This is a genomic window from Algoriphagus ornithinivorans, from assembly GCF_900115305.1.
In the GTDB taxonomy this organism is placed as follows: Bacteria; Bacteroidota; Bacteroidia; order Cytophagales; family Cyclobacteriaceae; genus Algoriphagus; species Algoriphagus ornithinivorans.
Window position 1 is genome coordinate 342,408 of record NZ_FOVW01000002.1, and the last position, 23,083, is coordinate 365,490.

Here is a 23,083-nt window from a genome sequence, read left to right on the forward strand (position 1 = left end):
ATGAGAAAAATATACCTTTCATTGGCATTGATGCTTTGCTATTCCCTGACGATGGCTCAGGAGACACGCAAACTGCCTGTTGAAACCTCTGTAGAAAAAACACATGAAGTCACCATCAAAGGAAAAAGGGTGCCATATAAATCCACTGCGGGTACTCAACCTGTTTGGGACGATAATGGAGAGCCTATAGCTTCCTTATTTTACACCTATTACGAGCGAACTGATATCACCAACAAAGCGAGCCGCCCTTTGGTGATCTCGTTTAATGGTGGTCCTGGTTCAGCTTCTATCTGGATGCATTTGGCTTATACAGGGCCGGTATTATTGAATATTGATGATGAGGGTTATCCAGTGCAACCTTATGGTACAAGATCCAATCCTCATTCGATCTTGGATGTAGCCGACATCGTCTATGTAGACCCGGTTAATACAGGATATTCCAGAATTTTGAACTCTGAGACTCCAAGATCTACCTTTTTTGGAATCAACTCTGACATCAAGTATTTAGCTGATTGGGTAAATACGTTTGTGACTAGACAAAACAGATGGGCTTCTCCCAAGTATTTGATAGGAGAGAGCTATGGTACCACGCGAGTGGCAGGATTGGTTTCTCAATTACAAAATGCTCATTGGATGTATTTTAATGGGGTGATCCTGGTTTCACCTACAGATATGGGGATTGACAGAGGAGGGCCGGTGAAAATGGCTAACTATCTTCCTTATTATGCAGCAACCGCTTGGTATCATGGTCAGCTTCCTGCTGATCTTCAGAGCAAGGATTTAGATGAGATTTTACCGGAAGTAGAAAAGTATACCATCGAAAAAGTACTTCCAGCTATGGTGAAAGGAGGAAGTCTTTCTGCACAAGAAAGGGATGCAATCGCCACACAAATGTCTCGTTATTCAGGTTTGAGCAAAGAAGTAATTCTTGACCATAATCTGATGGTTCCAACCAGCTTCTTCTGGAAAGAACTATTGAGAGATGAAGGAATGACTGTCGGTAGATTAGATAGTAGATATAAAGGTTTTGACAGAATGGAAGCGGGTGATCGCTACGATTTTGATCCAGCCTTGACTAGCTGGAATCATGCTTTTGCACCTGCATTTAATATTTATGCAAGAAACGTATTGGGTTTCAAGTCAGACCTTACTTATAATCTTTTCGGGCCTGTTCATCCTTGGGACAGATCTAATGAAAATACAGGCTATGATCTAGGCCAGGCAATGCGTCAAAATCCTTATTTGCACGTGATGGTTCAATCCGGATATTTTGATGGGGGAACCGATTTCTTTAATGCAAAATATAGCCTTTGGCATATAGACCCTAATGGCAAGATGTCAGATAGACTCTCCTTTAAAGGCTATAGATCTGGACATATGATGTACTTGAGAGCTGAGGATTTGGCTACTTCCAATGAAGATATTCGCCAATTCATTCAAAAATCTATGGTAGCACCGAATATGCCTGCTAAATATAAATAATTGAAAAGAGGCTGAAGGATAAGTGAAAATCGAGAAAATGTAAGTTTCCTTGCATAGTTGCAATTGCATATTCATTACTTAATCAAATGAATATTACTTACAAAATTGATCTAATCGGAATATCCTAAAGTCTTTATTTTGGCTTCTAAGAATTCAATCTCCTGGATGTTGATGACGTTCAGGAGATTGTTTTTTTGATGTCATCGTAATTTTGAAAAGGTTTGCCCAGATAGTCCCCAATTAATTCAATTACCTGATTGAGTGCCTTTCCATCCTCTCTAAGCTGTTTAATAGATGTAGCTCCATCGGTTTTAGAAAGCTTTTTCTTTTTGGGTCCTTTCATTAAATCATGATGAAAAAATCGACTCTCTTGAAAAGCGGATAGATTCAATTGCTCTGCTAAATAGGTTTGAGCGATACTGGACGAATACAAGTCTTTTCCCCTAACAATCAGATTAACTCCAAAATGGATGTCATCAATTAAAGAAGTTAATTGGTAGGAGGGAAGTCGGTCTTTTTTTCTAACAACAAAGAAGGCTACGTCTTCGGGAATTACCTCGTAATGAATGCGGTCTTGAATGTCTTTTAATTTGATCAGATCAGCGTCTAAGGTATCCAGTCGCCAGGCTACTTCAGGTCTTTGTAAAGGTATCTTTCGATCCAGGCAATGTCCCAAATAATAACCGGAGGAATCTAATTGGCTGATTTTCTTTCTGGAACAAGTGCAGGCAAAGACCTTTTTGTCCACCCTCAATTTATCCAATGCTTGCTCATAAAGCCCAAATCGGTGAATTTGTGACCATTCTTGATGAAAATCTTGCAAGTTCCGAGGCCCTTGATCAATATTGATTTCCAGAAAGTCCAAGCAATCAAAAATATCCTGAACGTATTCTTCTCTGAATCGATCTCTATCCAAGTCATCAATTCTCAAGAGGATTTTTGCTCCAAATTTCTCAGCAATTGCCTTCGTGACTAAAAAAGAATAGGCATTTCCTAAATGCAAATACCCACTTGGAGTTGGTGCTATTCTGGTCAAAAGCTGATTCATCTCACCAAAATAAGTAGATTAGTAAAAAAAAGGTCATGCGGTTTTTATTCTCCTTCATATTTATCATTTCTATTTTTTCTTGTAATACAAAGAGTGATTTGGAATTAACTGGAAATGAATTGATTAAGAAAAGTATTGAGTTTCATGATCCTAAGGATCAATGGAAAAATTTTAAGGGCACTTTAGTGATTCAGGATAGCCTTCCTGCAGGAAGAGACTCCAGGTTTTATGAAGTATCCTTCGAGAATAACTTATCCAAAATGGTATACCGAATAGAAGGGCTTCATTATTTGGTTTGGAATGATTCAATTCAGGTATTTGAAGGAGAGATTGAAGCTGAAAGAGCTTTCCGTATGAGAAATTATTATACCTATTTGTGGGGATTACCTATGAAATTGCAAGATCCTGGAACGCAAATCGATGATAAGGTTACGCAAGAAGAATTGAATGGTAAATCTTATCTGGTCGTGAGGGTTCCTTATGAAAAGGACGTTTGGTATTTCTACCTAGACCCTCAAACTTATGCCATGGAAGCGTATAAGTTTTATCAGGATGAGGAAACAAAAAAAGGGGAAATCATTTATTTAGATGGACTTACTGAACACAATGGCTTGAAAATCCCAACCAACAGATCCTGGTACAGAACGGAAACCCCGGAATTTTTGGGAACAGACATGCTATTGGAAATTAAATAGAGATTAAGGTCTTTTAACCCTCAATTTTTCAGAAATCGAGAGCACCTATTTACTTTTCGAGGTGAGAATTTTATTCCTTCTTTTCTTTCTGTTTCTAAGCTTTTCGGTAAGCGCTCAAATCACCTATTCAGGTAATATCCTGGACAGCAATGATAAGGCTTATTTAGAGGGCGTGAAAGTAGAGGTCATTGGTAAAGATCATAACTCACTTTCAAATTCAAGAGGTTACTTTTCAGTGAAGGCATTTCCGGGTGATTCCATATTGATAAGTTTTCCCGGATTTATCAGTCAAAAAAAGGTGCTTTCGGCTGAGCGCTATTTTTTGATTGAGTTACAGGATAAAGCCCGTTTTCTGCCGACTTTTGAAGTAAAGGAGAAGCCTTATTCTTATCGCTTCAAAGATGGAAGGTTGGTATTAAGAGATGAAAATGAAGAGGAATTGCCTTCTAGAAAAGGAGAGGTTCTCGTGGGAACAAAAAGCGATGATCCAAATGGTGGAATTACCATCAGTGGACCAATTTCATATTTTACCAAAAAGGCGCGGTTGGCAAGGGAATATGAGCAAAAAAAAATATGGCATGCCAGAAGGGCAGGGTATTATGAAATTATTGAATCTGATTCAATTAAGCAGGAATTGAAAATCAAATATAATTTGGATTCGGCTTCATGGGATCAAATGATTATCAAATTCAACCAGTTTCATCAAGCCCATGAATTTTTAGACTGGTCCAAAGATCGGGTGCAAAGAAGCCTTTTTGAATTTTTTGAGGTGGAGTCTATGCTTTCTTATTAAGCTTTTCGCTTGAAAGACCAAGTGACATAAAACCTGGCAACCTCATCCCCATTTTGGTTTTTACCTTTGGAGATCATGGTCAATTGATCGGTTTCACCTACGCCCATTTTTTCTATCAAATCAAACAACTCTAATCCTTGATCACATGTAAAAGTGATCTTTGTATCTGCTTTTTTACTGTATTCAGCTCTAAAATCCACTACGAGCATACTGAATTTACCTTTCCCTGCAAGGGCTAATTGACACAAAGCACCTGTACTTAGTTCAGCTGCTCCAGCCAAGGCTGCAAAATAAATGGATCGAAAAGGATTCTGACTTCTCCAGAAAAAAGGAATAGTAACTTCACATTTTTCAATTGTCAATGACTTGATTTTTAATCTCCAAAAAACGGCTGAAGGCAGTTTGACCAGCATTGCAAACCAAAAGATGATAGGGTTGGTCATTTTTCTTTGGTATTCCAATGCCTCTTTGCGTAGATTAGTAGTAGTACTCACAGTTCCCATGATGTAAATTTTCACTTAAAGTACTAATTTTTACCATTGATTTAAACCTTGGTATCCTTTTTGAATTTTAATCTATAGCTTAAACAAAAACTTATGAAAAAACTACTAGTCATTTTTCTTGCAGGGTTATTAGTGTACTCCTGTGCCAAAGTTCCAATTACAGGCAGAAGGCAATTGGCTGCGGTTTCTCATGAGGAAATTATGCCTTTGGTCAATGAACAATACGATCAAGTTAAAAAAGAGAGTAAGCTCCTTACAAATACCAAGGATGGTCAGTTGATAGTGAAGGTTGGAAATAGAGTCGCTAACGCGGTAGAAACCTTTTTAATTCAGGAGGGGTATCAAGATTTGGTTGATGATTTTGAATGGGAATTCAATCTGATCGAATCTGATCAAGTAAATGCTTGGTGTATGCCTGGAGGAAAAGTAGCTTACTACACAGGGATTTTACCTATCACTCAAGACGAATTAGGAATTGCCGTAGTTATGGGACATGAAGTGGCACATGCTGTTGCTTCTCATGCGCGAGAGCGTATGTCCAATGCAATGGTTGCCAATTTGGGTTTGAGTGTCTTTTCAGCAGCTATGGGACAGAATCCTACTTTGATGCAACAGATCTTTTTACAGTCTGTAGGTATTGGAAGTCAATTGGGAATGTTGAAATTCTCCAGAAAACATGAATTGGAAGCAGATGAATTGGGCTTGATATTCATGGCAATGGCGGGATATGATCCTCGAGAAGCGCCGGTATTCTGGGAAAGAATGGCAGCTGCCGGAGGAGAAGCTCCACCAGAATTTCTATCAACTCACCCTGGACCAGATAGAAGAATAGAGCGATTAAACGCTAATATGCCCAAGGCATTGGAGTACTACAAAAAATAGATTAATCTGGTAGTGAGCCTTCCCTAAGGAAACTCACTACCTTTTTTGATACTTATTTTGCACCAAAACCCCTCAATTTCACCTGAGTAAGTTTTCGTTTGGTGTCTAATGGAAAATCTCCTCGCATCATCCAATCATAATAGCCAGGCTCTTCTTTCAGCACTTGCTCAATTGTTTTGCCTTTGTGCTTTCCGAAATTGAATATTTCAACTCCTTCGGAATTAAAAATAAACCTTCCGGCAAGATCTACCATTTTTTCATTCACTAAGTCGTGAATTTTTTTCATATCATTTTCAAAGACTCCCAACTTATTTCCTTGTAAGTCTTCTACTTCTTCACCAGCATATCTTTCTACTTGAGCTCGGAATACGTCCAGAGTAGCAAGTGTATCTGCCTCCGCACTATGCGCATTTTCCAGCTTTCTTCCACAATAGAATTTATAAGCAGCAGTCAGGTTACGCTTTTCCATCAGGTGAAAAATCTTCTGCGCATCCAAAAGATTCCTTTTATCCAAATCGAAATCTATACCTGCTCTCAGAAACTCTTCAACTAACAAAGGAATGTCATACTTCAGAACATTGAAGCCAGCTAAGTCTGAATGCCCTATAAACTGATGTATGTCTTTGGCTAATTCCTTAAAAGAAGGTTCCCCTTTGACATCTTTGTCATAAATCCCATGAATGAGAGAAGATTCCAAAGGAATTGGAATTCCTGGATTAACGATTTTAGTGTATATATCCTGACCACCGTTGGGGTGTACTTTAACAATTGAGATTTCAACGATACGATCGGTTCCTACATTGGTTCCCGTAGCTTCCAGATCAAAAAAAGCAATTGAGTTTTTTAAGTTTAAATTCATTTTAATCAAATTTTGCCTTGATTCCTTCCAAGTCCATGTTGTCATAATTTCCCGAACTCATCAAAAGCAGGTTGGTATTCTTATAATCAAGACCCAAAAGGTACGATTTTAACTCCTGACTATCGGTAAATAATCGTAAATCCTGCCTTTTAAATCCATTTCTTAGGGTTTCCTCATCCATCAACTTGAGCTTTTTGAGGGTTACCGCATGTGGATTTAAATAGATAATTGCCTCATCAGCTGTATCCATTGTATGAGCATAATTCGGTAAAAAGTCCTGATTTAAAGAAGAATAGGTGTGTAATTCCTGAACTGCAACTAATCTTCTATCAGGAAATTGATTCTTTACTGCGCTGGCAGTTGCTTTTAATTTAGATGGAGCATGAGCAAAATCTCTGTACATGGCTCTGTCTTCTTTCTCTTTGACCAATTCCATTCTTTTGGCTGCTCCTTTGAAGAGAGGAATGGATTGATAAAACTGCAGCTCACTGATTCCTAATGACTCGCATACCTTTTTTGCACCATGGAGATTTTGAAGATTGTGCTCACCGAAAATCTGAACAGGAACAGGTCCTCCCAGGGTCTCTAAATAGGTTTTTCCCAGCTCAATTTTAGCTGGATGCGCAGCGTATGTGGTTTTCTTTCCCATAATTGAACTGCTTTCTACTGCTTCATTGACCAATGGATCAGCAATACAATAGATCAATTCACCATCTGCCGGAGTGAGATTAATGAGCTGTTTAAACTGGTCTTTATATTCTTCAAAATCGGGGAAGACATTGAAATGATCCCAAGCAATACCAGAAAGCAAGGCTATATCATGCTTGTAATGGAAAAACTTTGGTCTTCTATCCAATGGTGAGGTAAGATATTCATCGCCTTCAATGATGATGATTGGAGCATCAGAGAGTTGAACCATTAGGTCGAAACCCTCAATTTGTGCACCGACCAAATAATCAAATTCTACTCGCTGATCTTTGAGTACATGCAAGATGATGGAGGTGATAGAGGTTTTGCCGTGAGACCCTGCAATCACTACCCGTTTTTTATCTTTGCTTTGATTGTATATAAACTCAGGGAAAGAAAAAACTGGAATGCCCAATTCTTTCGCCTTAACCAATTCAGGGTTATCTATTCTGGCATGCATTCCAAGAATGATTCCATCTAGGCCAGAATGAATTTTTTCAGGGAACCAACCATATTCTTGGGGTAAAATCCCGGCCTTTGCTAATCTGCTTTTGGAAGGCTCATAAATTTCATCATCTGAACCCGTTACTTGGTATCCCTTCTTTACTAGAGCTAAAGCCAAGTTGTGCATTACAGCTCCTCCAATGGCTATAAAATGATAGTTCTTCATGCTGTTGGTTTAGTGTTAAAAATTCAAACTTAAAGGATTTTGAAAGGAAAAGCTTTATAAAGTTAATGCATCCTTGATTTTTTTGAGCTATTAAGTTTTTGGTTAATTTCGCGCCTCAATAAGATTGTGAAAATGCTCGAGGACCGATTTGCCTATTTGTCAATGTCATTGCTGTATATGCTTGCATGGGCTTTCGTTTATTGGAAAAGTCCCTGGAAAAGAGGGATGATTCAAGTTGGATTTATCGGCGGAATCATGGGTGTGATCGCTGAAGTTTGGTATTTCAGGGATTATTGGAGACCTCCAACACTCATGGGTGAAGGGATAGCGAGCATAGAAGACTTCATCATTGGCTTTGCCCTATTTGGAGTTGGAGGTTATATACATTCAGCCTTTACCAAGAGAGAAGTAGATACGGAAAAATTTAGCCCACCTAAAAACAGGGACTTGTTTATCCTTTTTATTCTCGGTTGCTCCAGTTTAACCTTTTTCAGCATTGGACTTGGAATTCATTCAGGCTATGTGACCTTCTTGACCTTCTTTTGTCTGTCTGTCTATATTTGGACTCAAAGACCAGATTTGATTAGAATATCCATCATTTCAGCTTTTGCCACTTTGGGTATTTCATTTTTAATTTATTTGATCAATTTCAAATTATTATTTCCTCATTTCTGGGATACTTATGGGATGCTGAATGAACCTATTTTAGGTTTCCGAATCTTTAATATTCCACTTTCCGAAATGCTTTGGCATTTTTCCTGGGCCTTGCTCTGCAGTATGTTCCGGGGATATAGAAATGGTGTTCATTTTAAAGAGCGCTGATATTCAATCGGATTGATTTTTGTTGATAAGTATTGGAAAACTTGTTCAAAACTCTTGAACTAAAGCGAATACATTTGTTCTATGACCGAAAAGCCGAATAACCCTAGAATCACCCGAAAAAAGCCAAGTTTCGATAATCCAAATAACCTAGGAAAAGTACCTCCTCAGGCTGTGGATTTGGAAGAAGCTGTTTTGGGAGCCTTGATGTTGGAAAAGGATGCCTTAACCAATGTGATTGACATCCTGAAAGTTGAATCTTTTTACAAGGATGCTCATAAGGTTATTTTTCAGGCGATTTTGGACCTATTCACCGATTCTCAGCCGATCGACTTATTGACTGTCACGTCTCAATTGAGAAAAAATGGTGCTCTGGAAATAGCAGGAGGTGCATTTTATGTAACAGAATTAACCTCAAAAGTAGCCTCAGCTGCCAATATTGAATACCATGCGAGGATTATTACTGAGCAGGCTATCAAGCGTGAATTGATCAGTATAGCTTCAGAGATCCAAAAAGATGCTTTCGAAGATACCACCGATGTCTTTGAATTGCTGGATAAAATGGAGCAATCTCTTTTCGAAATTTCAGAGAAAAATATCCGAAAAAACTATTCGGATATGAAGTCCATCATGCGGGAAGCAATCGCTGAAATGGAGTCTAAGAAACATCAAAAAGATGGTTTGACGGGAGTTCCTTCCGGATTTACAGCATTAGACAGAGTTACTTCAGGATGGCAAAAATCTGATTTGGTAATTATCGCGGCTCGTCCAGCAATGGGTAAAACAGCTTTCGTTCTATCTGTTCTAAGAAATGCCGCAGTAGACCATAGTCGTCCGGTAGCCATTTTCTCTCTGGAAATGTCATCCGTTCAATTAGTAAATCGTCTGATAGCTTCTGAAGCCGAATTGGACTCCGAAAAAATCAAAAAAGGATCATTGGCTGAGCATGAATGGGCTCAGTTGGTTCACAAAACAGCCAAGCTCTCAAAAGCTCCCTTATTTGTAGACGACACTCCGGCTCTTTCCATCTTGGAATTAAGAGCAAAATGCCGAAAGCTGAAAGCACAACATGACATTCAAATGATTGTAATTGATTACTTGCAATTGATGTCAGGTGACTCCAAAGGAGGCGGAAATGGAGGAAACCGTGAACAGGAGATTGCGAGTATTTCCCGAGCCTTGAAGAAGATCGCTAAAGAGCTCGCTATCCCTGTAATTGCACTTTCCCAGTTGTCTAGAGCGGTAGAAACACGTGGTGGAGATAAACGACCACAATTATCAGATTTGAGGGAATCTGGAGCTATCGAGCAGGATGCGGATATGGTAATGTTCCTTTACCGACCGGAATATTATGGCATCACTGAAGATGAAGGAATGTCAACCCAAGGGGTAGGTGAGGTAATTATTGCCAAGCACAGAAATGGTTCTTTGGATACAGTGAAACTCAGATTCATCGGCAAATACACCAAGTTCACAGACTTGGAGAATTTTGGAAATTTTGATCCTGGGCAAATGCCGGCAGAACCGATGTATGGTAATAAATTCTCTTCTCAATCAACAGGAGCGGGAGAATTTGATTCGGGTAGAACCATCAAGCTTCAGAGTAAAGCAAATGATGATATTGACGATTTGCTGAATAAGGATTCTAAACCCACTGATTTTTAATAATGAAAGGAATTGTACTCAATAGAGAATTAGAGGATAAAATTGAATTTAAAAGTCTGAACTCCCTAAGTCCTGGACCAGGAGAGGTAAAAATCCAGATTAAGGCAGCTGCTTTGAATCATCGGGATGAATGGTGTAGACAAGGACTTTATCCTAATTTAAAAAACGGAGTAGTCTTAGGTTCTGATGGAGCCGGAGTTATTTCGGAATTGGGAGCTGGAGTTTCGGGTCTTGAAGTAGGGCAGGAGGTGATCATTAATCCAGCTTTGAACTGGGGTCAAAATCAAAAAGTTCAATCCAAAGACTTTCAAATCTTGGGAATGCCCGGGAATGGAACACTTGCCGAAGAATTGCTTGTAGCGGCAGATAGAGTACATTCAAAGCCTTCTCACCTGACTTTTGAATCAGCTGCGGCCTTGCCTTTGGCAGGATTAACAGCCTATAGGGCATTGACTTATCAAGGAAACTGCCACGCCAGTGAAAAAGTTTTGATTACCGGTTTTGGAGGAGGGGTAGCACAGTTTGCGGCACAGTTTGCGATAGGTCTTCAAGCAGAGGTGTATGTGAGTAGTAGTAGTGAGGATAAGATTCAAAAAGCTTTGGGTTTAGGTGTAAAGGCAGGTTTCAATTACAAAAATGAAAACTGGACTGATCAGGCCTTAGAAAAGGCTGGTGGATTTGATTTAATCATTGATGGTGCCGCTGGTGATAGTTTGAATGATCTGATTAAAGTGGCTAATCCTGGCGGGAGAATAGTTTTTTATGGTGCGACTTTGGGAAATCCCGCAAAACTGGAAGCCAGAAGGATTTTTTGGAATCAACTGAAAATCATGGGTAGTACCATGGGTTCAGATCAGGATTTTGAGCAAATGTTGGCATTTGTAAATGAAAAATCCATTGAACCAATTGTAGACCAAGTTTTCTCTTTTGAAAAAGCAGTCGAAGCTTTTGATCGAATGAAGGCCGGTAAGCAAATGGGAAAAATTGTGTTAAAGCCCTAAACCTCCTTGTAGGTCTCCAAGAACTCCTTCTGAGCAATTCTATAAAAGCCAGAATCATCACTGGAGAGAACTATGAAATCACCTATGAGGGCTTTCATAGTGTCTTGCCATGGAGTTTCAAATTCAAATTCAGAATCTATCCCTAAATCAGTTAAATGCTTGGTTTCAAGTTGGATAGCCTGTATTGGAAAGTTGGACTGGTATACAGCCCAGCCCTTATCTAGGGCTTGTTTCATTTGATAACGCTTCTCAAATTTATCCCCTTTCATCAAGTAAACTTCTCCGGTGCTTGTTTGATTTTCAATCAATAAATCCCCTTTGGTTGCTTTGCATTTAATTTCAACTCCATCTGAAGTCTTTGTAATTACTTCTTGTCCTGGTTCGGCTAATTTGGCTTTGACCAGACTTGTCTTTCGATATTTTTTTCCTGACTCTTTCAAGAGGGGAAAAAAGTAGTCGTATATTTTTTCATGAGAAACAGCCATTGCACCGTCAGATTGCTTTGTATAAATATCTGATTGATAAGTTATTAATACAAATTTGGAAATATGATTTTAGTCAGTCTTGGTTGGTTTTTTAAACTTTAAAAAATCTTTCCCTGCATCAATTTTTTTAAATCTCCTCATCCAAATCATTTTCGAACAAGAAATTTTGGTAAGCATTTTTCAGCTCTTTGATTGCCTTTTGATCTTCTTGACGAGTCGCCAAGTTTATGCCTTCTTCAAAAGTTTTTTTAGCCTGATCTAGCATACCAAGCGAATCGAAAAGAAAAGCTGCCTGGTAATAGGTAGGTAAATAGTCAGGAAATTCCTTCAATAATTTTTCAAAAATCAATTTTGCTTCTTCTGGCTCATTTTGTTGTAGCTCCAAGGCCAATGCATACCAATTGAAGGGATTTTTAGGTTCTTCGGAAATATATTGTTTTAAAAGGCTTTTCCTGTCTAAATAGGGCATGAATTGTTTTTTTAATTAAGGTCTGACTGTTATTTTCACGGCAAATAAATCTAAAATAATCTAATCCTAAACCAATGAAGATTCTTGTTTGTATCACTCATGTGCCGGATACGACTTCCAAGATTCAGTTTACTGCCGAAAATACCAAGTTTGACATCACAGGAGTTCAGTTCATCATCGGACCCTATGATGACTATGCTTTAGCGCGAGCGGTTGAATTAAGAGATCAAACCGGAGGTAAGTTAACAGTTTTGAATGTAGGGGAGGCTGAAACTGAGCCAACTTTGAGAAAGGCTTTGGCAATTGGTGCCGATGATGCCATTCGTGTCAATTCAAATCCAAAGGACTCCTTTTTTGTAGCCAAACAAATAGCTCATTATGCAAAAGAAGGTGGATATGACCTGATTTTGATGGGCAGAGAATCAATCGATTTTAATGGTGGAATGGTTCACGGTATGGTAGGAGAGCTTTTGGGAATGCCTTCTTTCTCTCCAGTCATGAAATTAGATGTGGAAGGAACCACTGTAAAAATGGCTAGAGAAATTGAGGGCGGGAAAGAAATGCTTGAAGCTCAATTGCCACTTATTGCAGGATGTCAGGAGCCAATAGCAGAATGGAAAATCCCTAATATGAGAGGAATCATGTCTGCGAGAACAAAACCATTGAATGTGGTGGATCCAGTAACTGAAGAAACTCAGGCTGAAACTCAAAAGTATCAATTACCACCTGCTAAAGGTGCTGTAAAATTGGTTGACAAAGACAATGTAGCCGAGTTGGTGAAATTGTTGAAAAATGATGCCAAGGTACTTTAAGTAATTATTTTTAACTTACATTAAATCAGTAAATTATGTCAGTATTAGTATATATAGAGCAGGCAGAAGGTAAAATCAAAAAAACCAGTCTTGAGGCTGTTTCATTTGCAAGCGCCTTAGCTGCCAAAACAGGGGAAGGAGATGTAATCGCTGTGGCATTAGGTTCAGTCGATCAGGCTGAATTGGCTTCAGTTGGGAAAGCAGGTGCAACCAAATTACTTCATGCATCGGATAGCAGATTGGATGCAGGGGTGATTCAGGCTCATGCTACTGCTGTGGCCCAGGCATTTGAGAAAACAGGGTCTAAAACTGTGGTTTTGGCGAAATCATCATTAGGAGACGCTGTTGCTGCTAGGTTGGCCATTAAGGTCAATGCAGGATTGGTTTCCAATGTAGTAGAATTGCCAAATACCGATTCTGGTTATATAGTTAAAAGAAGTATTTATACAGGTAAAGCATTTGCTGAAACTAGTTTAACTACTGAAAACAAAATTTTGGCTATCAAGAAAAACGCCATTGACCTTAAAACTGATGGAGCAGATGCTGCAGTCGAGTCTTTGGAGGTGAATATTCCTGATTCTGATTTTGGTTCCAAAATTACTGCGACTGAAAGAGCTACGGGTGAGGTATTACTTCCTGAAGCTGACATCGTGGTTTCCGGTGGAAGAGGAATGAAAGGTCCTGAAAACTGGGGTATGATCGAAGATTTGGCAAAAACCCTTGGTGCTGCTACAGGTTGTTCCAAGCCAGTTTCTGATATCGGTTGGAGACCTCACCATGAGCACGTAGGGCAAACAGGAGTAAAAGTTGCACCTTCTTTATACGTTGCAATAGGAATTTCAGGAGCGATTCAACATCTTGCAGGAGTAAATTCCTCTAAGTGTATTGTAGTTATCAATAAAGATCCAGAAGCTCCTTTCTTTAAAGCTGCGGATTATGGGATAGTTGGAGATGCATTTGAGGTCGTTCCTAAATTAAACGAAGCACTTAAAGCAGAACTTTAAATTTTTGTGGAGAAACTCATAGAACTTGAGATTTTGGGCCTTTCGTCCAATCATTCCCAATCAGGCTCCTTTACCCTGGTACTGGGAGAAGTAGGGGGTATAAGAAGGCTTCCTATTGTGATTGGTATGTTTGAAGCTCAGGCCATAGCCTTGGAAATCGAAAAAATCATTCCCAACAGGCCAATGACTCATGATCTTTTCAAGTCTTTTGCTCATGGTTTTAATTTTGACATTGACAGAATAGTCATTACTGACATGAAAGAAGGCGTATTTTATGCCAAAATTCAGTGTAAAAGTGACTTGATAGATGCCGAAATTGATGCCCGACCATCAGATGCTATTGCCATTGCTATTCGATTTGGAAGCCCTATTTACTGTAGTGAAAAGGCCATGTCTGAAGGCGCAGTGGAGCATTTTGAAGTTGAGGAAAAGGAAAGCAGTTCTCCGCAAAAAAAACCAACCCAAAAATTCACCTCCAAAAAAGAGCCTTCTTTGAAGGATTTCAGTTTGGATAAGTTGAATCAGATGCTGGAAAAAGCTATTAATAATGAAGATTATGAAAAAGCAGCCAGAATCAGGGATGAAATAAATAAAAGAAATTAAGCAAATTGAAAGTCCTGAGAAATCAGGACTTTTTTCTTGCCCCTGACTTACCTATTTTTAGCCCTTGATTTGATAATTAGATCGCATGGATTACATCAGAGGAGTCTTCGGACTATTGGTCATTGTATTGGTGGCCTTTATTTTTTCAAATAATAAGAAGAAAATAGACTGGAGGTTAGTCGGTATAGGTATCATCCTTCAGTTGATTTTTGGTTTTTTGATTACCAAAGTACCAATCGTTGCTAGTGGCTTTGCCTTGCTTTCGGAAGGTTTCGTAAAGTTTCTTAGTTTCTCAGAAGATGGGGCTAGGTTTATTTTCGGCGATCTTGCAGGAGATAGCTTTGGGTTTATTTTTGCCTTCAAAGTACTCCCTACCATCATTTTCTTTTCCACAGTATCAGCTGGGCTTTATTATCTTGGGATTTTACAGAAGATCGTTTTCGGAATTGCTTGGGTGATGGCCCGCACTATGAGGCTTTCGGGCCCAGAGAGTTTGTCAGCTGCCGGGAATATTTTCCTGGGACAAACAGAGGCACCATTACTGGTCAGACCTTTTATTCCTCATATGAGTAAATCTGAGCTGATGTGCTTGATGACAGGAGGTATGGCAACAATTGCCGGAGGGGTTTTGGCAGGTTATGTAGCCTTTTTAGGAGGAGATAGCTTGGAAGAGCAAAGTAAGTTTGCTGCTTACCTTTTAGGAGCTAGTATCATGAATGCGCCTGCAGCCATTGTATTGTCCAAGATCTTTATTCCTGAAACAGAAAAGGAGCTGGTTCAGGACAAATTGGAAGTGAATGAGGAAAGTATGGGAGTTAACTTGATAGATGCCATGTCTATTGGAGCATCAGAGGGATTAAAGCTTGCCTTAAATGTAGGTGCCATGCTATTGGCTTTTATTGCGGTGATTGCAGCAGTCAACTATTTATTAACTGGCTTACTGGGAGAGTATACAGGTCTGAATTCCTTCGTGGCAAGTTCAACTGGTGGACAGTTTCAAGGTTTTTCTTTGGAATATATCTTTGGTCAAATCTTCCGGGTATTTGCTTGGGTGATAGGTGTGGAATGGTCTGATACCCTCCAAGTGGGAAGTTTGCTTGGACAAAAAACGGTGATCAATGAATTTGTAGCTTACCTTTCTCTCTCAGAAATGAAGGAAATGGGTTCTCTTTCCTCGAAATCAATTGTTATAGCGACTTATGCCCTTTGTGGTTTTTCCAACTTTAGTTCAATCGCAATTCAATTGGGAGGTATTTCCATCATAGCTCCAAATCAGCAAGGAAATTTAAGCCGATTAGGATTGAAATCCTTAATGGCAGCTTCACTTGCCTGTTTGATGACTGCCACAATCGCCGGCATGTTATTCTAGAAATATAAAAGCTCTTTACTACAAAGACATAAAAAAGCCCGAATTCAACTTGAATTCGGGCTTTTTTTTAGAATTACATTTTAATTAAAATATTGAATAATAAGGATATCCGCTTTCTTACCAGTATTGACAAAAATACGGCTTATTGTCTGCTATAAGGATCAGAATCCGGAAGCTTCGGTCTTCGGTCATCGGTCTTCCAAACGGTCAAGCAAAGAAAATAAGGCAATTGGTATGATTGCGGATAATCAGATTGAATAATTAAAGGATCAATTTCCATATAAGTCTTTTCCTGCTTTTTCATATTTATCACCAGCCACCCAAACTGGCTTAGAAGAATCATTGGCAATTAACTGTGCTGCCAAAATGTAGGACTTCCAATAATTGATGGCATAATCCAAATCAAAATTCTCCACATGATCTCCAGGCTTGTGATAGTACTTTTGAATTTCATCATCAAAGGCTTGAAAACCCAAAGAGAAAGTAGGAGCAGGGATACCCTTTCTTGCAAAGTTCACATTATCGGAACGGTCATAAAGTCCTTGCTCTGGAGCAGGATCAGGTATTGCTTTTAATCCAAATTCACTGACTGCTTTTGAAATTTGATCATCTCCTGTAGTTCTCCCTAAGCCAATTACAGTTATGACTGAAGTATCATTATAACCTCCATTATCGATATTCAGATTGAAAATCACCTGATTAAGTGGGATTAATGGATTTTCTGCAAAATAAGCGGAGCCGAGCAGGCCTTTTTCCTCAGCTGTCCAAAGGGCTAGGAGAATGGACCGTTTTGGAGGATTTTTTGCAAAGAATCTTGCGGCATTCATTACAGCTACAGTTCCAACAGCATTGTCTCTTGCTCCATTATAAATTGAATCACCTTCAGCATCAGGTCTTCCCACACCTACATGATCATAATGAGCGGAAAGCATTACATATTCATTTTTTAATTGAGGATCTGTACCTTCAATCCAAGCTACAACATTTTTCCCGTCAATATTTTTATTGGTTTTACCAGATATCATCAAGTCAGCTTTAGAGATGCTCTGATCTGCCATAGCTGAACGAACTCCATTGTCCATGTCCTTTATCCAGATATAGGTGAGCTCAGAGCTTTCGCCTTGATCTACTCCCAGAGTTGGTCTATTTAAGAAATTGGAAACTAGTTGCCATGGTACGCTCGGCACATTAAATCTTTCAATCAAGGCGATTGCACCACTTTCTTGAGCTCGGGCAGTTTTTTCTCTACCCAAAGCGAATAAATCAGCAGGTCCGAATCTATCTGGCGCGCCAACATTGGAAACTGCTATTTTTCCTTTTAAATCTTTTCCTTGAAAATCCTCTTCTAGACCAAAACCCACATCAACCAATTCATAGGATCCAGAAATGGACTTACCATCAAGGACCAATAAATCTTTACCTTGCTCAAATGTATTCTTGTCCAATTTGATCTGTCCGGTACTTGGAGGAGAGGACATTCTAAATGGAATATTCTGGAAATAGCCATCGGCCCCAGGGATCATTTTGGCTCCTGCTTTTTTAAGTTCCGAAGCTATGTAATTATAGGCAAGCTCAATTTCAGGCCTTACAGGATCTCGCCCCATTAATTCATCTGAAGCTAAATATCTAAAGTCTTCTAATGCAGATTGATTATTAAATGCTTTTTCAATAGCTACTTTTTGGGAAAAAAGAGGATTGGCCAGCAGAAAGGCTAAACCAAATCCCAAGAGTTTTTTATTCATAGGGTGTAATTTTATTCTTCCAAAATAAGGGAAATCGGAGAAAAGATATCTGAGAAAGCTACAATACTTGATCACTCAGATTCAATTCTTTCAAAATAGTTCGAAAGTGTACAGGTATTTCAGCTTTCAGAGTAATTTTTTCATTGCTGATTGGGTGATTGAACTCAAGCTTGTGTGCATGAAGCAATAAATTTTGAAGCCCAAACTGCTTTTCAAAAAAGCTGTTTTGCTTATTGTTTCCATGCTTTTTATCTCCTAAAATATAATGCCTTTTATGGGCTAGGTGCCTCCGTATCTGATGGGTTCTACCTGTTTCTGGTTTGGCAAAAAGTAAAGAATATCGACTGGTTGGATATCGTCCAGTAGTGTCATAAGGAATTTCCGAGCTATCTAATACTTGAAAATGGGTTACAGCATCCTGAATCTTGCCTGATCTTTCATTTTTCAAACCTTGATCAACCGTAAAAGTTTTTTCAGCCGGAATACCTCTAACTATAGCGAGGTAAGATTTATGAACTGTCTTATTTTCAAATTGCTTTTTCAGCAAAGGCAATACTTCTTCTTTTTTTGAAAATAATAAGATGCCGCTGGTAGGTCGGTCCAGCCTATGGGCCGGATAAACTCGTTGACCTATTTGATCTCTTAAGATTTGTACCGCAAACTCTTTTTTCTCGGACGCGGCTAATGCCGTTCTATGAACCAAAAGCCCAGATGGTTTATTGATTGCGATGATGTCATCGTCCTCGAATAGAATTTCTAAATGCATAAAAAAAGCCGGCTATAAAACCGGCCGTGAAGTTAGAAAATTGTACCTGAACCTATGCATTCATCCGCATTGTACCAGGCAACAAATTGTCCTGAAGCTATTCCTTTCTGAGCTTGATCAAAAATGACATAAAGTCCTTTCTCTCTTCTGATCAAGGTTGCTTCTGTCAAAGGCTGTCTGTACCTGATCCTTGCTTGATATTTTGCATTTTGACCCGGGTTCAATTCAAGATCTTCCCTAATCCAGTGAATATCCTTTTCTTTTACGAAAAGTGCATTTCTCAATAATCCCTGATGATCATCGCCTAGTCCTGTATAGATGTTATTCTCTTTAGTATCTGTGGCGATTACAAATAAGGGTTTGCCGGTTCCGCCTACTTGCAAGCCTTTTCTTTGCCCAACAGTGAAATAATGAGCTCCATTATGCTCTCCCAAGACTTTTCCTTGATTAGCCTGATAGTGAACAGGAAGGGCTAAAGCATCCAATTCATCAGTATCTAAATCCTCCAAAGCTACTCCTGCAGGAATTTTTAAACGATTGAATACCGCTAGATTATCAGGGATTTGAATGATTTTTCCTTTTTTGGGTTTCAATTGTTGCTGAAGAAATTCGGGAAGTCTCACTTTTCCGATAAAGCATAAGCCTTGTGAGTCTTTCTTTTCGGCTGTGATAAGATCCAAATTTTTAGCGATGGCCCTTACTTCGGATTTTTGGAGATGTCCTATTGGGAATAATGCCTTTGCTAACTGCTCCTGAGAAAGCTGACAAAGAAAATAACTTTGATCTTTATTGGGGTCTGCACCCGCTAATAGTTGATAAACAGGTTTTCCATCAACTTCAACACTTCCTTTTTGACAATAATGTCCAGTGGCAACGAAGTCTGCTTTCAGTTTTTGAGCTGCTTTTAGAAAAATGTCAAACTTTATCTCTCGGTTACAAAGGATGTCTGGATTGGGAGTTCGGCCTGCTTCGTATTCGGCAAACATGTAGTCCACAATTCTTTCCCGATATTCTTCGCTGAGGTCAATGGCTTGAAATGGGATTCCTAACTTTTCAGCAACAAGCATTGCATCTGTGGAATCTTCCATCCAAGGACATTCATTGGAGATGGTGACTGATTCATCGTGCCAGTTTTTCATAAACATGCCGATGACTTCATAACCCTGCTCAAGCAGCAGGTGGGCCGCCACTGAACTATCCACACCTCCGGATAAGCCGACGACTACTCTTGGTTTTTTATTCATAGCTGCATCAATTAATGGATTCAAGGTCCATTCGATTACAAGTGACAAATAAACTGATGCATTGTATGTTCAGTTCATTTTCAAACAAAAATACTTTGTTTTCCCCATAAAGAAGTGAAGTCGAACTTTTGAAAATTTGATTGAAGGTGTCCTAACATGAATCTGCTTTGAATCGAATCCTCTATTTTTGCTTTTCTTTCAATTTCACGAGGCAGATTTCCATGAATTTTCAGTTGATCAAAGACGCAATTTTGGGTAAAGAGCAAGATTTTACCGTTTTGCCTCTCAAAACCGCAATAATGGTTCTAGCTATTCCTATGATCTTGGAAATGATGATGGAGTCCTTGTTTGCGGTAGTGGATATCTTTTTTGTTGCCAAACTGGGTGAAAGTGCCATTGCAACAGTAGGATTGACTGAGTCTGTTATCGTTTTGATTTATGCTGTAGGGTTTGGAATCAGCATGGCTGCTACGGCACTTATTTCACGCAGATTTGGAGAAAAGGAGTATGAAAAAGCAGGGGATGCGGCTTTTCAGTTACTGGTTGTTGGAATAATGATTTCTTTGATTTTGGGGATTCTGGGCTGGATCTTTGCCAAAGAAGTACTGATGCTCATGGGAGCTGAAGAAGAAGTCATTCGGACTGGAGCCAATTATGCCCGAATAATTTTTATCGGAAATAGTGCCATCATGCTTTTGTTCTTGATCAATGGAGCTTTTCGTGGTGCTGGACAAGCTCACCATGCCATGAGATCTTTGTGGATTGCCAATGGTTTTAATATCATCCTGGATCCCTTATTTATTTTTGGAATTGGTTCATGGGATGGGTTAGGACTTGACGGAGCTGCAATAGCGACTACGATGGGAAGAAGTTTTGGCGTGCTTTACCAATTATATCACCTCTTCAACGGGAAACACAGGCTTCACATTCTTTCCAGAAATATTAAAATTAAATGGAAGACTATCCGAAAAATTCTGGATATCGCAGCAGGAGGGATGGGTCAATTTTTGATTGACTCAGTATCTTGGTTGGCTTTGACCAGAATGAATGCTGAATTTGGGTCAACGGCCTTGGCAGGGTATACCATAGCCATGAGAGTATTGATTTTTACCATCTTACCTGCATGGGGACTTTCCGGAGCAGCAGCTACTTTAGTAGGTCAAAATTTAGGTGCCAAAGAAATTGGAAGAGCTGAACAAGCAGTATGGTTGACAACTCGATATTGCGTAATATTCATGGCTTCAGTGACTGGAATCTATTTAATTTTTTCAAAGGAACTGGCAGGTCTTTTTACGGATATACCGGAAGTTCAAAGCATAGCAGCACAAGGTTTATGGGTGATTGTTCTGGGTTATGTGTTTTTTGCAGTTGGGATGGTATTAACTCAGGCTTTCAATGGAGCAGGTGACACCAAAACTCCCGCATATATCAATATTGGAGTGCTCTGGTTTTTGGAAATTCCCTTAGCCTGGTTTTTAGCCTTCCCGATGGGACTAGAATATTTGGGGATATTTATTGCAATCGCATTTGCCCATTCCTTCCATGCAGTGGTTTCATGGTATTTATTTAAAAAGGGAAATTGGAAAAAAGTGGCAGTTTAAAGACCTGCCAGAACTTATTGCCCCGACAGGTCTTTTATTACTTAATTTAAGGATACAAACTTGCTATCAACAGTTTCGTTGATGAAGTAGATTTTTTTACCTCCTATAGTTCTGCTTTCACTATTATAAGCAGCTACTTGAATGATTCCTTGGCTGGTAGTTTTCATACCTGATAATTCTGAAGCGGAAAAGGTAATTGAAGTAGCCCTGCTTTCTTTGGTTACCACCTTGGTGCCATCTGAAATCACCCAAAGTATGTTGTCAACTCCTGAAGGAACTGATTGGATGGAAAGGGTGACTGAGCTAGAGATACTAATTGTTTCGCTTTGATTACTCGCAAACTTTACCACCCCCGGCATTACCTTGGTGGTCGTGTACGTAAAGCCATCAAAGCCATTTGCTCCAGCTACTTTCCAGCCATTGGCTTGACCTGAGTTTATTCCCAAAGTGATATCTGTGAAATTGTTGATATAAGTGTTTCCGCTGATATTTTGAAGTTTGAAATCGTTCAATATGACTTCGCCAACATTCACCAAAGAGCCGCCTCCTGAAGTACTGTAAAAGTTAGCCGATGCAACATCCAATAAAATATCAGGCATACCAGGAACAGAGGGAGTGCCTGAAGGGGTATTGGATTTAGCTTTGATAGCTGCCATTACTCCGTCCGCATCACCAGGCTGAGGTACAGGATTGCTTTGCTGTTGTTCTATTGGATTTTCTGAGTTTCCGTCGCAGGAAGAAAAAAACGATATTCCTGCTACTAGGATGATAAAAGAAAAGGCTTTGAATTTCATAGCTTGAAAGTTTAAATGTGTATTCAAAGCTCATTCTTTCCTAATATAAACGCCATACGACATTTGGCGTATCTTTGCCTAGCGTCCGCTAAAGCATTGGACATTCATGAAGTAAGGCATGTTGTAAAAACTCTTTTCAGGATAAAGTGCTGATCCTGCTGCCATGTATATAAATCCTGGATTTAAAATATTGGCTCGATGTCCCGGAGAATCCATCCAAAGTTGCACAATAGCTTTGGCATAACTCAGGTAAGTATGGTTAGGAATTACTTCTCTTTTATTGGACATGTAAGTGAAGATTCCGGGACTTTGTGGCCGATTGACTTTTCTTCCATATTCATATTGGATAGCAGCCGTGCTACTGATATTCTCTGCAATTCCTGATGGATTTAATCCAACAATCTGAAATCTGTCCCTCAGAGTCCGCTTATTTCTGATTTTACTAAAATGGCCATAGAAATTATACTTCACCATATCTGCTGCATGATCGGCTGAAAGTCTTTCTATTCTATCTGAGTAAATAAAAGGCTTCAAGCGATTTCTCTCCCTAAATTCATTGCTCACATAAAAAATAGCTGCATGTAATAAAGGGTAATCTATATCGGAAAGATTTAGCTCTTGATGAGCGCTTGATAGCTTGTAAAATGATTTCCAATCAAATTTTGAGTAATCTGCTGAGGACCAGCTTTGAGCGATAGTAGAAATCAAGGAAAGGTAAAAGCAACAGGAGAGAAGAAAATATTTAGGCATGAATTAGAATACTTATCAGGGCTGATTTATTCACGCTTAAAAAGTGGATTTAGTATAAATCGAAATAAAAAAACAGGCCGAAGCCTGTTAGTTTTCTTGTGGTATTTCCAAAAATAGCCGAATCAATTCTTTGGGTGTACATGCAGTTCTCAATTTTTCTTCCTGAATGTAAACTTGAAGCTGATACTCCAATTCAAAAATCAACCCATTAATAAAAATAGGGTCCATGTTTAGCTTTTGAATGAAATGATCATTCTTTCTTGAGCCGTGGAGACTGATGCCATAAGAATGAAATACCTCCGCAGCTTTTTTTAGAATTTTAAATTGTTGGTTCATCTGT

General features: G+C 39.1%; 24 protein-coding genes. 12 read left to right on the forward strand and 12 right to left on the reverse strand.

Annotation, left to right across the window (positions count from 1 at the left end; genetic code table 11):
• On the forward strand, positions 1-1,482 hold the full coding sequence (locus BM073_RS03655) for a S10 family peptidase (protein ID WP_091650520.1): 1,482 nt from the start codon (positions 1-3) through the stop codon (positions 1,480-1,482).
• Positions 1,483-1,660: 178 nt separating this feature from the next.
• Here BM073_RS03655 and BM073_RS03660 read toward each other — a convergent pair whose 3' ends face one another.
• Positions 1,661-2,530: a glutamate--tRNA ligase family protein gene (locus BM073_RS03660; protein WP_091650523.1), complete on the reverse strand. Its 870-nt coding sequence runs from the start codon at positions 2,528-2,530 to the stop codon at positions 1,661-1,663.
• A 35-nt stretch (positions 2,531-2,565) separates the two neighbouring features.
• On the opposite strand from BM073_RS03660, the gene BM073_RS03665 reads away from it, so the two are divergent.
• Both BM073_RS03665 and BM073_RS03670 read left to right on the forward strand, forming a co-directional pair.
• Positions 2,566-3,225 carry a DUF6503 family protein gene (locus tag BM073_RS03665; RefSeq protein WP_139217434.1) on the forward strand — a complete coding sequence of 220 codons (660 nt, stop codon included), beginning with the start codon at positions 2,566-2,568 and terminating at the stop codon, positions 3,223-3,225.
• Between the two features lie 61 nt (positions 3,226-3,286).
• Positions 3,287-4,018 (forward strand): hypothetical protein, encoded by a 732-nt coding sequence (locus BM073_RS03670; protein ID WP_091650528.1) that lies wholly within the window; start codon positions 3,287-3,289, stop codon positions 4,016-4,018.
• Here BM073_RS03670 and BM073_RS03675 read toward each other — a convergent pair.
• The gene (locus BM073_RS03675) at positions 4,015-4,536 is read right to left on the reverse strand and encodes a DUF4442 domain-containing protein (RefSeq protein ID WP_407639967.1); all 522 of its coding nucleotides are present in this window, start codon (positions 4,534-4,536) and stop codon (positions 4,015-4,017) included. The two genes, BM073_RS03670 and BM073_RS03675, sit on opposite strands and share 4 nt — an antisense overlap.
• A 78-nt stretch (positions 4,537-4,614) precedes the next feature.
• Here BM073_RS03675 and BM073_RS03680 point away from each other — a divergent pair, with 78 nt between their 5' ends.
• Positions 4,615-5,403: a M48 family metallopeptidase gene (locus BM073_RS03680; RefSeq protein ID WP_091650533.1), complete on the forward strand. Its 789-nt coding sequence runs from the start codon at positions 4,615-4,617 to the stop codon at positions 5,401-5,403.
• A 52-nt stretch (positions 5,404-5,455) separates the two neighbouring features.
• On the opposite strand, the gene BM073_RS03685 is transcribed toward BM073_RS03680, so the two are convergent.
• Together BM073_RS03685 and BM073_RS03690 are read right to left on the reverse strand one after the other, a co-directional pair.
• Positions 5,456-6,262 carry a 3'-5' exonuclease gene (locus BM073_RS03685; protein WP_091650943.1) on the reverse strand — a complete coding sequence of 269 codons (807 nt, stop codon included), beginning with the start codon at positions 6,260-6,262 and terminating at the stop codon, positions 5,456-5,458.
• 1 nt (position 6,263) lies between these two features.
• A complete protein-coding gene (locus BM073_RS03690) occupies positions 6,264-7,619 on the reverse strand; it encodes a UDP-N-acetylmuramate--L-alanine ligase (RefSeq protein WP_091650535.1) in 1,356 nt (451 codons plus the stop codon).
• Positions 7,620-7,751: 132 nt separating this feature from the next.
• Here BM073_RS03690 and BM073_RS03695 point away from each other — a divergent pair, with 132 nt between their 5' ends.
• The 3 genes from BM073_RS03695 to BM073_RS03705 all read left to right on the forward strand — a co-directional run bounded on the left by BM073_RS03695 (position 7,752) and on the right by BM073_RS03705 (position 11,104).
• A complete protein-coding gene (locus tag BM073_RS03695) occupies positions 7,752-8,441 on the forward strand; it encodes a lycopene cyclase domain-containing protein (RefSeq protein WP_139217435.1) in 690 nt (229 codons plus the stop codon).
• Between the two features lie 81 nt (positions 8,442-8,522).
• Positions 8,523-10,103: a replicative DNA helicase gene (gene dnaB / locus BM073_RS03700; protein ID WP_091650541.1), complete on the forward strand. Its 1,581-nt coding sequence runs from the start codon at positions 8,523-8,525 to the stop codon at positions 10,101-10,103.
• 2 nt (positions 10,104-10,105) lie between these two features.
• Positions 10,106-11,104 carry a quinone oxidoreductase family protein gene (locus tag BM073_RS03705; RefSeq protein WP_091650544.1) on the forward strand — a complete coding sequence of 333 codons (999 nt, stop codon included), beginning with the start codon at positions 10,106-10,108 and terminating at the stop codon, positions 11,102-11,104.
• On the opposite strand, the gene BM073_RS03710 is transcribed toward BM073_RS03705, so the two are convergent.
• Positions 11,101-11,589: a hypothetical protein gene (locus BM073_RS03710; protein WP_091650547.1), complete on the reverse strand. Its 489-nt coding sequence runs from the start codon at positions 11,587-11,589 to the stop codon at positions 11,101-11,103. The two genes, BM073_RS03705 and BM073_RS03710, sit on opposite strands and share 4 nt — an antisense overlap.
• A 127-nt stretch (positions 11,590-11,716) precedes the next feature.
• Positions 11,717-12,058 (reverse strand): tetratricopeptide repeat protein, encoded by a 342-nt coding sequence (locus tag BM073_RS03715; protein WP_091650548.1) that lies wholly within the window; start codon positions 12,056-12,058, stop codon positions 11,717-11,719.
• A 74-nt stretch (positions 12,059-12,132) separates the two neighbouring features.
• Here BM073_RS03715 and BM073_RS03720 point away from each other — a divergent pair, with 74 nt between their 5' ends.
• The 4 genes from BM073_RS03720 to BM073_RS03735 all read left to right on the forward strand — a co-directional run bounded on the left by BM073_RS03720 (position 12,133) and on the right by BM073_RS03735 (position 15,846).
• Positions 12,133-12,870 (forward strand): electron transfer flavoprotein subunit beta/FixA family protein, encoded by a 738-nt coding sequence (locus BM073_RS03720; protein WP_091650551.1) that lies wholly within the window; start codon positions 12,133-12,135, stop codon positions 12,868-12,870.
• Positions 12,871-12,905: 35 nt separating this feature from the next.
• Positions 12,906-13,874 carry an electron transfer flavoprotein subunit alpha/FixB family protein gene (locus BM073_RS03725; RefSeq protein WP_091650553.1) on the forward strand — a complete coding sequence of 323 codons (969 nt, stop codon included), beginning with the start codon at positions 12,906-12,908 and terminating at the stop codon, positions 13,872-13,874.
• A 6-nt stretch (positions 13,875-13,880) separates the two neighbouring features.
• Positions 13,881-14,477, forward strand: a complete 597-nt coding sequence (locus BM073_RS03730) for a bifunctional nuclease family protein (protein ID WP_091650554.1) — start codon at positions 13,881-13,883, stop codon at positions 14,475-14,477.
• A gap of 85 nt (positions 14,478-14,562) precedes the next feature.
• Entirely contained in the window at positions 14,563-15,846 is a 1,284-nt protein-coding gene (locus BM073_RS03735) for a NupC/NupG family nucleoside CNT transporter (protein ID WP_091650557.1), read from the forward strand.
• Positions 15,847-16,115: 269 nt separating this feature from the next.
• Here the strand turns inward: BM073_RS03735 and BM073_RS03740 are convergent, their stop codons facing one another.
• The 3 genes from BM073_RS03740 to mnmA are packed head-to-tail and all read right to left on the reverse strand — an operon-like array spanning position 16,116 to position 19,598.
• Entirely contained in the window at positions 16,116-17,588 is a 1,473-nt protein-coding gene (locus BM073_RS03740) for a M28 family peptidase (protein ID WP_091650559.1), read from the reverse strand.
• 58 nt (positions 17,589-17,646) lie between these two features.
• On the reverse strand, positions 17,647-18,354 hold the full coding sequence (locus BM073_RS03745) for a pseudouridine synthase (protein ID WP_091650562.1): 708 nt from the start codon (positions 18,352-18,354) through the stop codon (positions 17,647-17,649).
• A 32-nt stretch (positions 18,355-18,386) separates the two neighbouring features.
• Positions 18,387-19,598 (reverse strand): tRNA 2-thiouridine(34) synthase MnmA, encoded by a 1,212-nt coding sequence (gene mnmA, locus BM073_RS03750; RefSeq protein ID WP_091650946.1) that lies wholly within the window; start codon positions 19,596-19,598, stop codon positions 18,387-18,389.
• A 221-nt stretch (positions 19,599-19,819) separates the two neighbouring features.
• Here mnmA and BM073_RS03755 point away from each other — a divergent pair, with 221 nt between their 5' ends.
• The gene (locus tag BM073_RS03755; protein ID WP_091650565.1) at positions 19,820-21,199 is read left to right on the forward strand and encodes an MATE family efflux transporter; all 1,380 of its coding nucleotides are present in this window, start codon (positions 19,820-19,822) and stop codon (positions 21,197-21,199) included.
• Positions 21,200-21,240: 41 nt separating this feature from the next.
• On the opposite strand, the gene BM073_RS03760 is transcribed toward BM073_RS03755, so the two are convergent.
• From BM073_RS03760 to BM073_RS03770, 3 genes are all read right to left on the reverse strand, one after another.
• A complete protein-coding gene (locus tag BM073_RS03760; protein WP_091650568.1) occupies positions 21,241-21,993 on the reverse strand; it encodes a hypothetical protein in 753 nt (250 codons plus the stop codon).
• Positions 21,994-22,071: 78 nt separating this feature from the next.
• Complete coding sequence (locus BM073_RS03765) at positions 22,072-22,743, reverse strand: CAP domain-containing protein (RefSeq protein ID WP_091650571.1); 672 nt, start codon at positions 22,741-22,743, stop codon at positions 22,072-22,074.
• Between the two features lie 87 nt (positions 22,744-22,830).
• On the reverse strand, positions 22,831-23,079 hold the full coding sequence (locus BM073_RS03770; protein WP_091650574.1) for an acyl carrier protein: 249 nt from the start codon (positions 23,077-23,079) through the stop codon (positions 22,831-22,833).
• Positions 23,080-23,083: the final 4 nt, after the last annotated feature.

What these genes read in the sequence shown, in the direction of transcription:
- BM073_RS03655 (WP_091650520.1), top strand. Translation starts at nt 1, where the DNA reads ATGAGAAAAATATACCTTTCATTGGCATTGATGCTTTGCTATTCCCTG.
- BM073_RS03660 (WP_091650523.1), bottom strand. Translation starts at nt 2,530, where the DNA reads ATGAATCAGCTTTTGACCAGAATAGCACCAACTCCAAGTGGGTATTTG.
- BM073_RS03665 (WP_139217434.1), top strand. Translation starts at nt 2,566, where the DNA reads ATGCGGTTTTTATTCTCCTTCATATTTATCATTTCTATTTTTTCTTGT.
- BM073_RS03680 (WP_091650533.1), top strand. Translation starts at nt 4,615, where the DNA reads ATGAAAAAACTACTAGTCATTTTTCTTGCAGGGTTATTAGTGTACTCC.
- BM073_RS03685 (WP_091650943.1), bottom strand. Translation starts at nt 6,262, where the DNA reads ATGAATTTAAACTTAAAAAACTCAATTGCTTTTTTTGATCTGGAAGCT.
- BM073_RS03690 (WP_091650535.1), bottom strand. Translation starts at nt 7,619, where the DNA reads ATGAAGAACTATCATTTTATAGCCATTGGAGGAGCTGTAATGCACAAC.
- BM073_RS03695 (WP_139217435.1), top strand. Translation starts at nt 7,752, where the DNA reads ATGCTCGAGGACCGATTTGCCTATTTGTCAATGTCATTGCTGTATATG.
- dnaB (WP_091650541.1), top strand. Translation starts at nt 8,523, where the DNA reads ATGACCGAAAAGCCGAATAACCCTAGAATCACCCGAAAAAAGCCAAGT.
- BM073_RS03705 (WP_091650544.1), top strand. Translation starts at nt 10,106, where the DNA reads ATGAAAGGAATTGTACTCAATAGAGAATTAGAGGATAAAATTGAATTT.
- BM073_RS03710 (WP_091650547.1), bottom strand. Translation starts at nt 11,589, where the DNA reads ATGGCTGTTTCTCATGAAAAAATATACGACTACTTTTTTCCCCTCTTG.
- BM073_RS03715 (WP_091650548.1), bottom strand. Translation starts at nt 12,058, where the DNA reads ATGCCCTATTTAGACAGGAAAAGCCTTTTAAAACAATATATTTCCGAA.
- BM073_RS03720 (WP_091650551.1), top strand. Translation starts at nt 12,133, where the DNA reads ATGAAGATTCTTGTTTGTATCACTCATGTGCCGGATACGACTTCCAAG.
- BM073_RS03725 (WP_091650553.1), top strand. Translation starts at nt 12,906, where the DNA reads ATGTCAGTATTAGTATATATAGAGCAGGCAGAAGGTAAAATCAAAAAA.
- BM073_RS03735 (WP_091650557.1), top strand. Translation starts at nt 14,563, where the DNA reads ATGGATTACATCAGAGGAGTCTTCGGACTATTGGTCATTGTATTGGTG.
- BM073_RS03740 (WP_091650559.1), bottom strand. Translation starts at nt 17,588, where the DNA reads ATGAATAAAAAACTCTTGGGATTTGGTTTAGCCTTTCTGCTGGCCAAT.
- BM073_RS03745 (WP_091650562.1), bottom strand. Translation starts at nt 18,354, where the DNA reads ATGCATTTAGAAATTCTATTCGAGGACGATGACATCATCGCAATCAAT.
- mnmA (WP_091650946.1), bottom strand. Translation starts at nt 19,598, where the DNA reads ATGAATAAAAAACCAAGAGTAGTCGTCGGCTTATCCGGAGGTGTGGAT.
- BM073_RS03755 (WP_091650565.1), top strand. Translation starts at nt 19,820, where the DNA reads ATGAATTTTCAGTTGATCAAAGACGCAATTTTGGGTAAAGAGCAAGAT.
- BM073_RS03760 (WP_091650568.1), bottom strand. Translation starts at nt 21,993, where the DNA reads ATGAAATTCAAAGCCTTTTCTTTTATCATCCTAGTAGCAGGAATATCG.
- BM073_RS03765 (WP_091650571.1), bottom strand. Translation starts at nt 22,743, where the DNA reads ATGCCTAAATATTTTCTTCTCTCCTGTTGCTTTTACCTTTCCTTGATT.
- BM073_RS03770 (WP_091650574.1), bottom strand. Translation starts at nt 23,079, where the DNA reads ATGAACCAACAATTTAAAATTCTAAAAAAAGCTGCGGAGGTATTTCAT.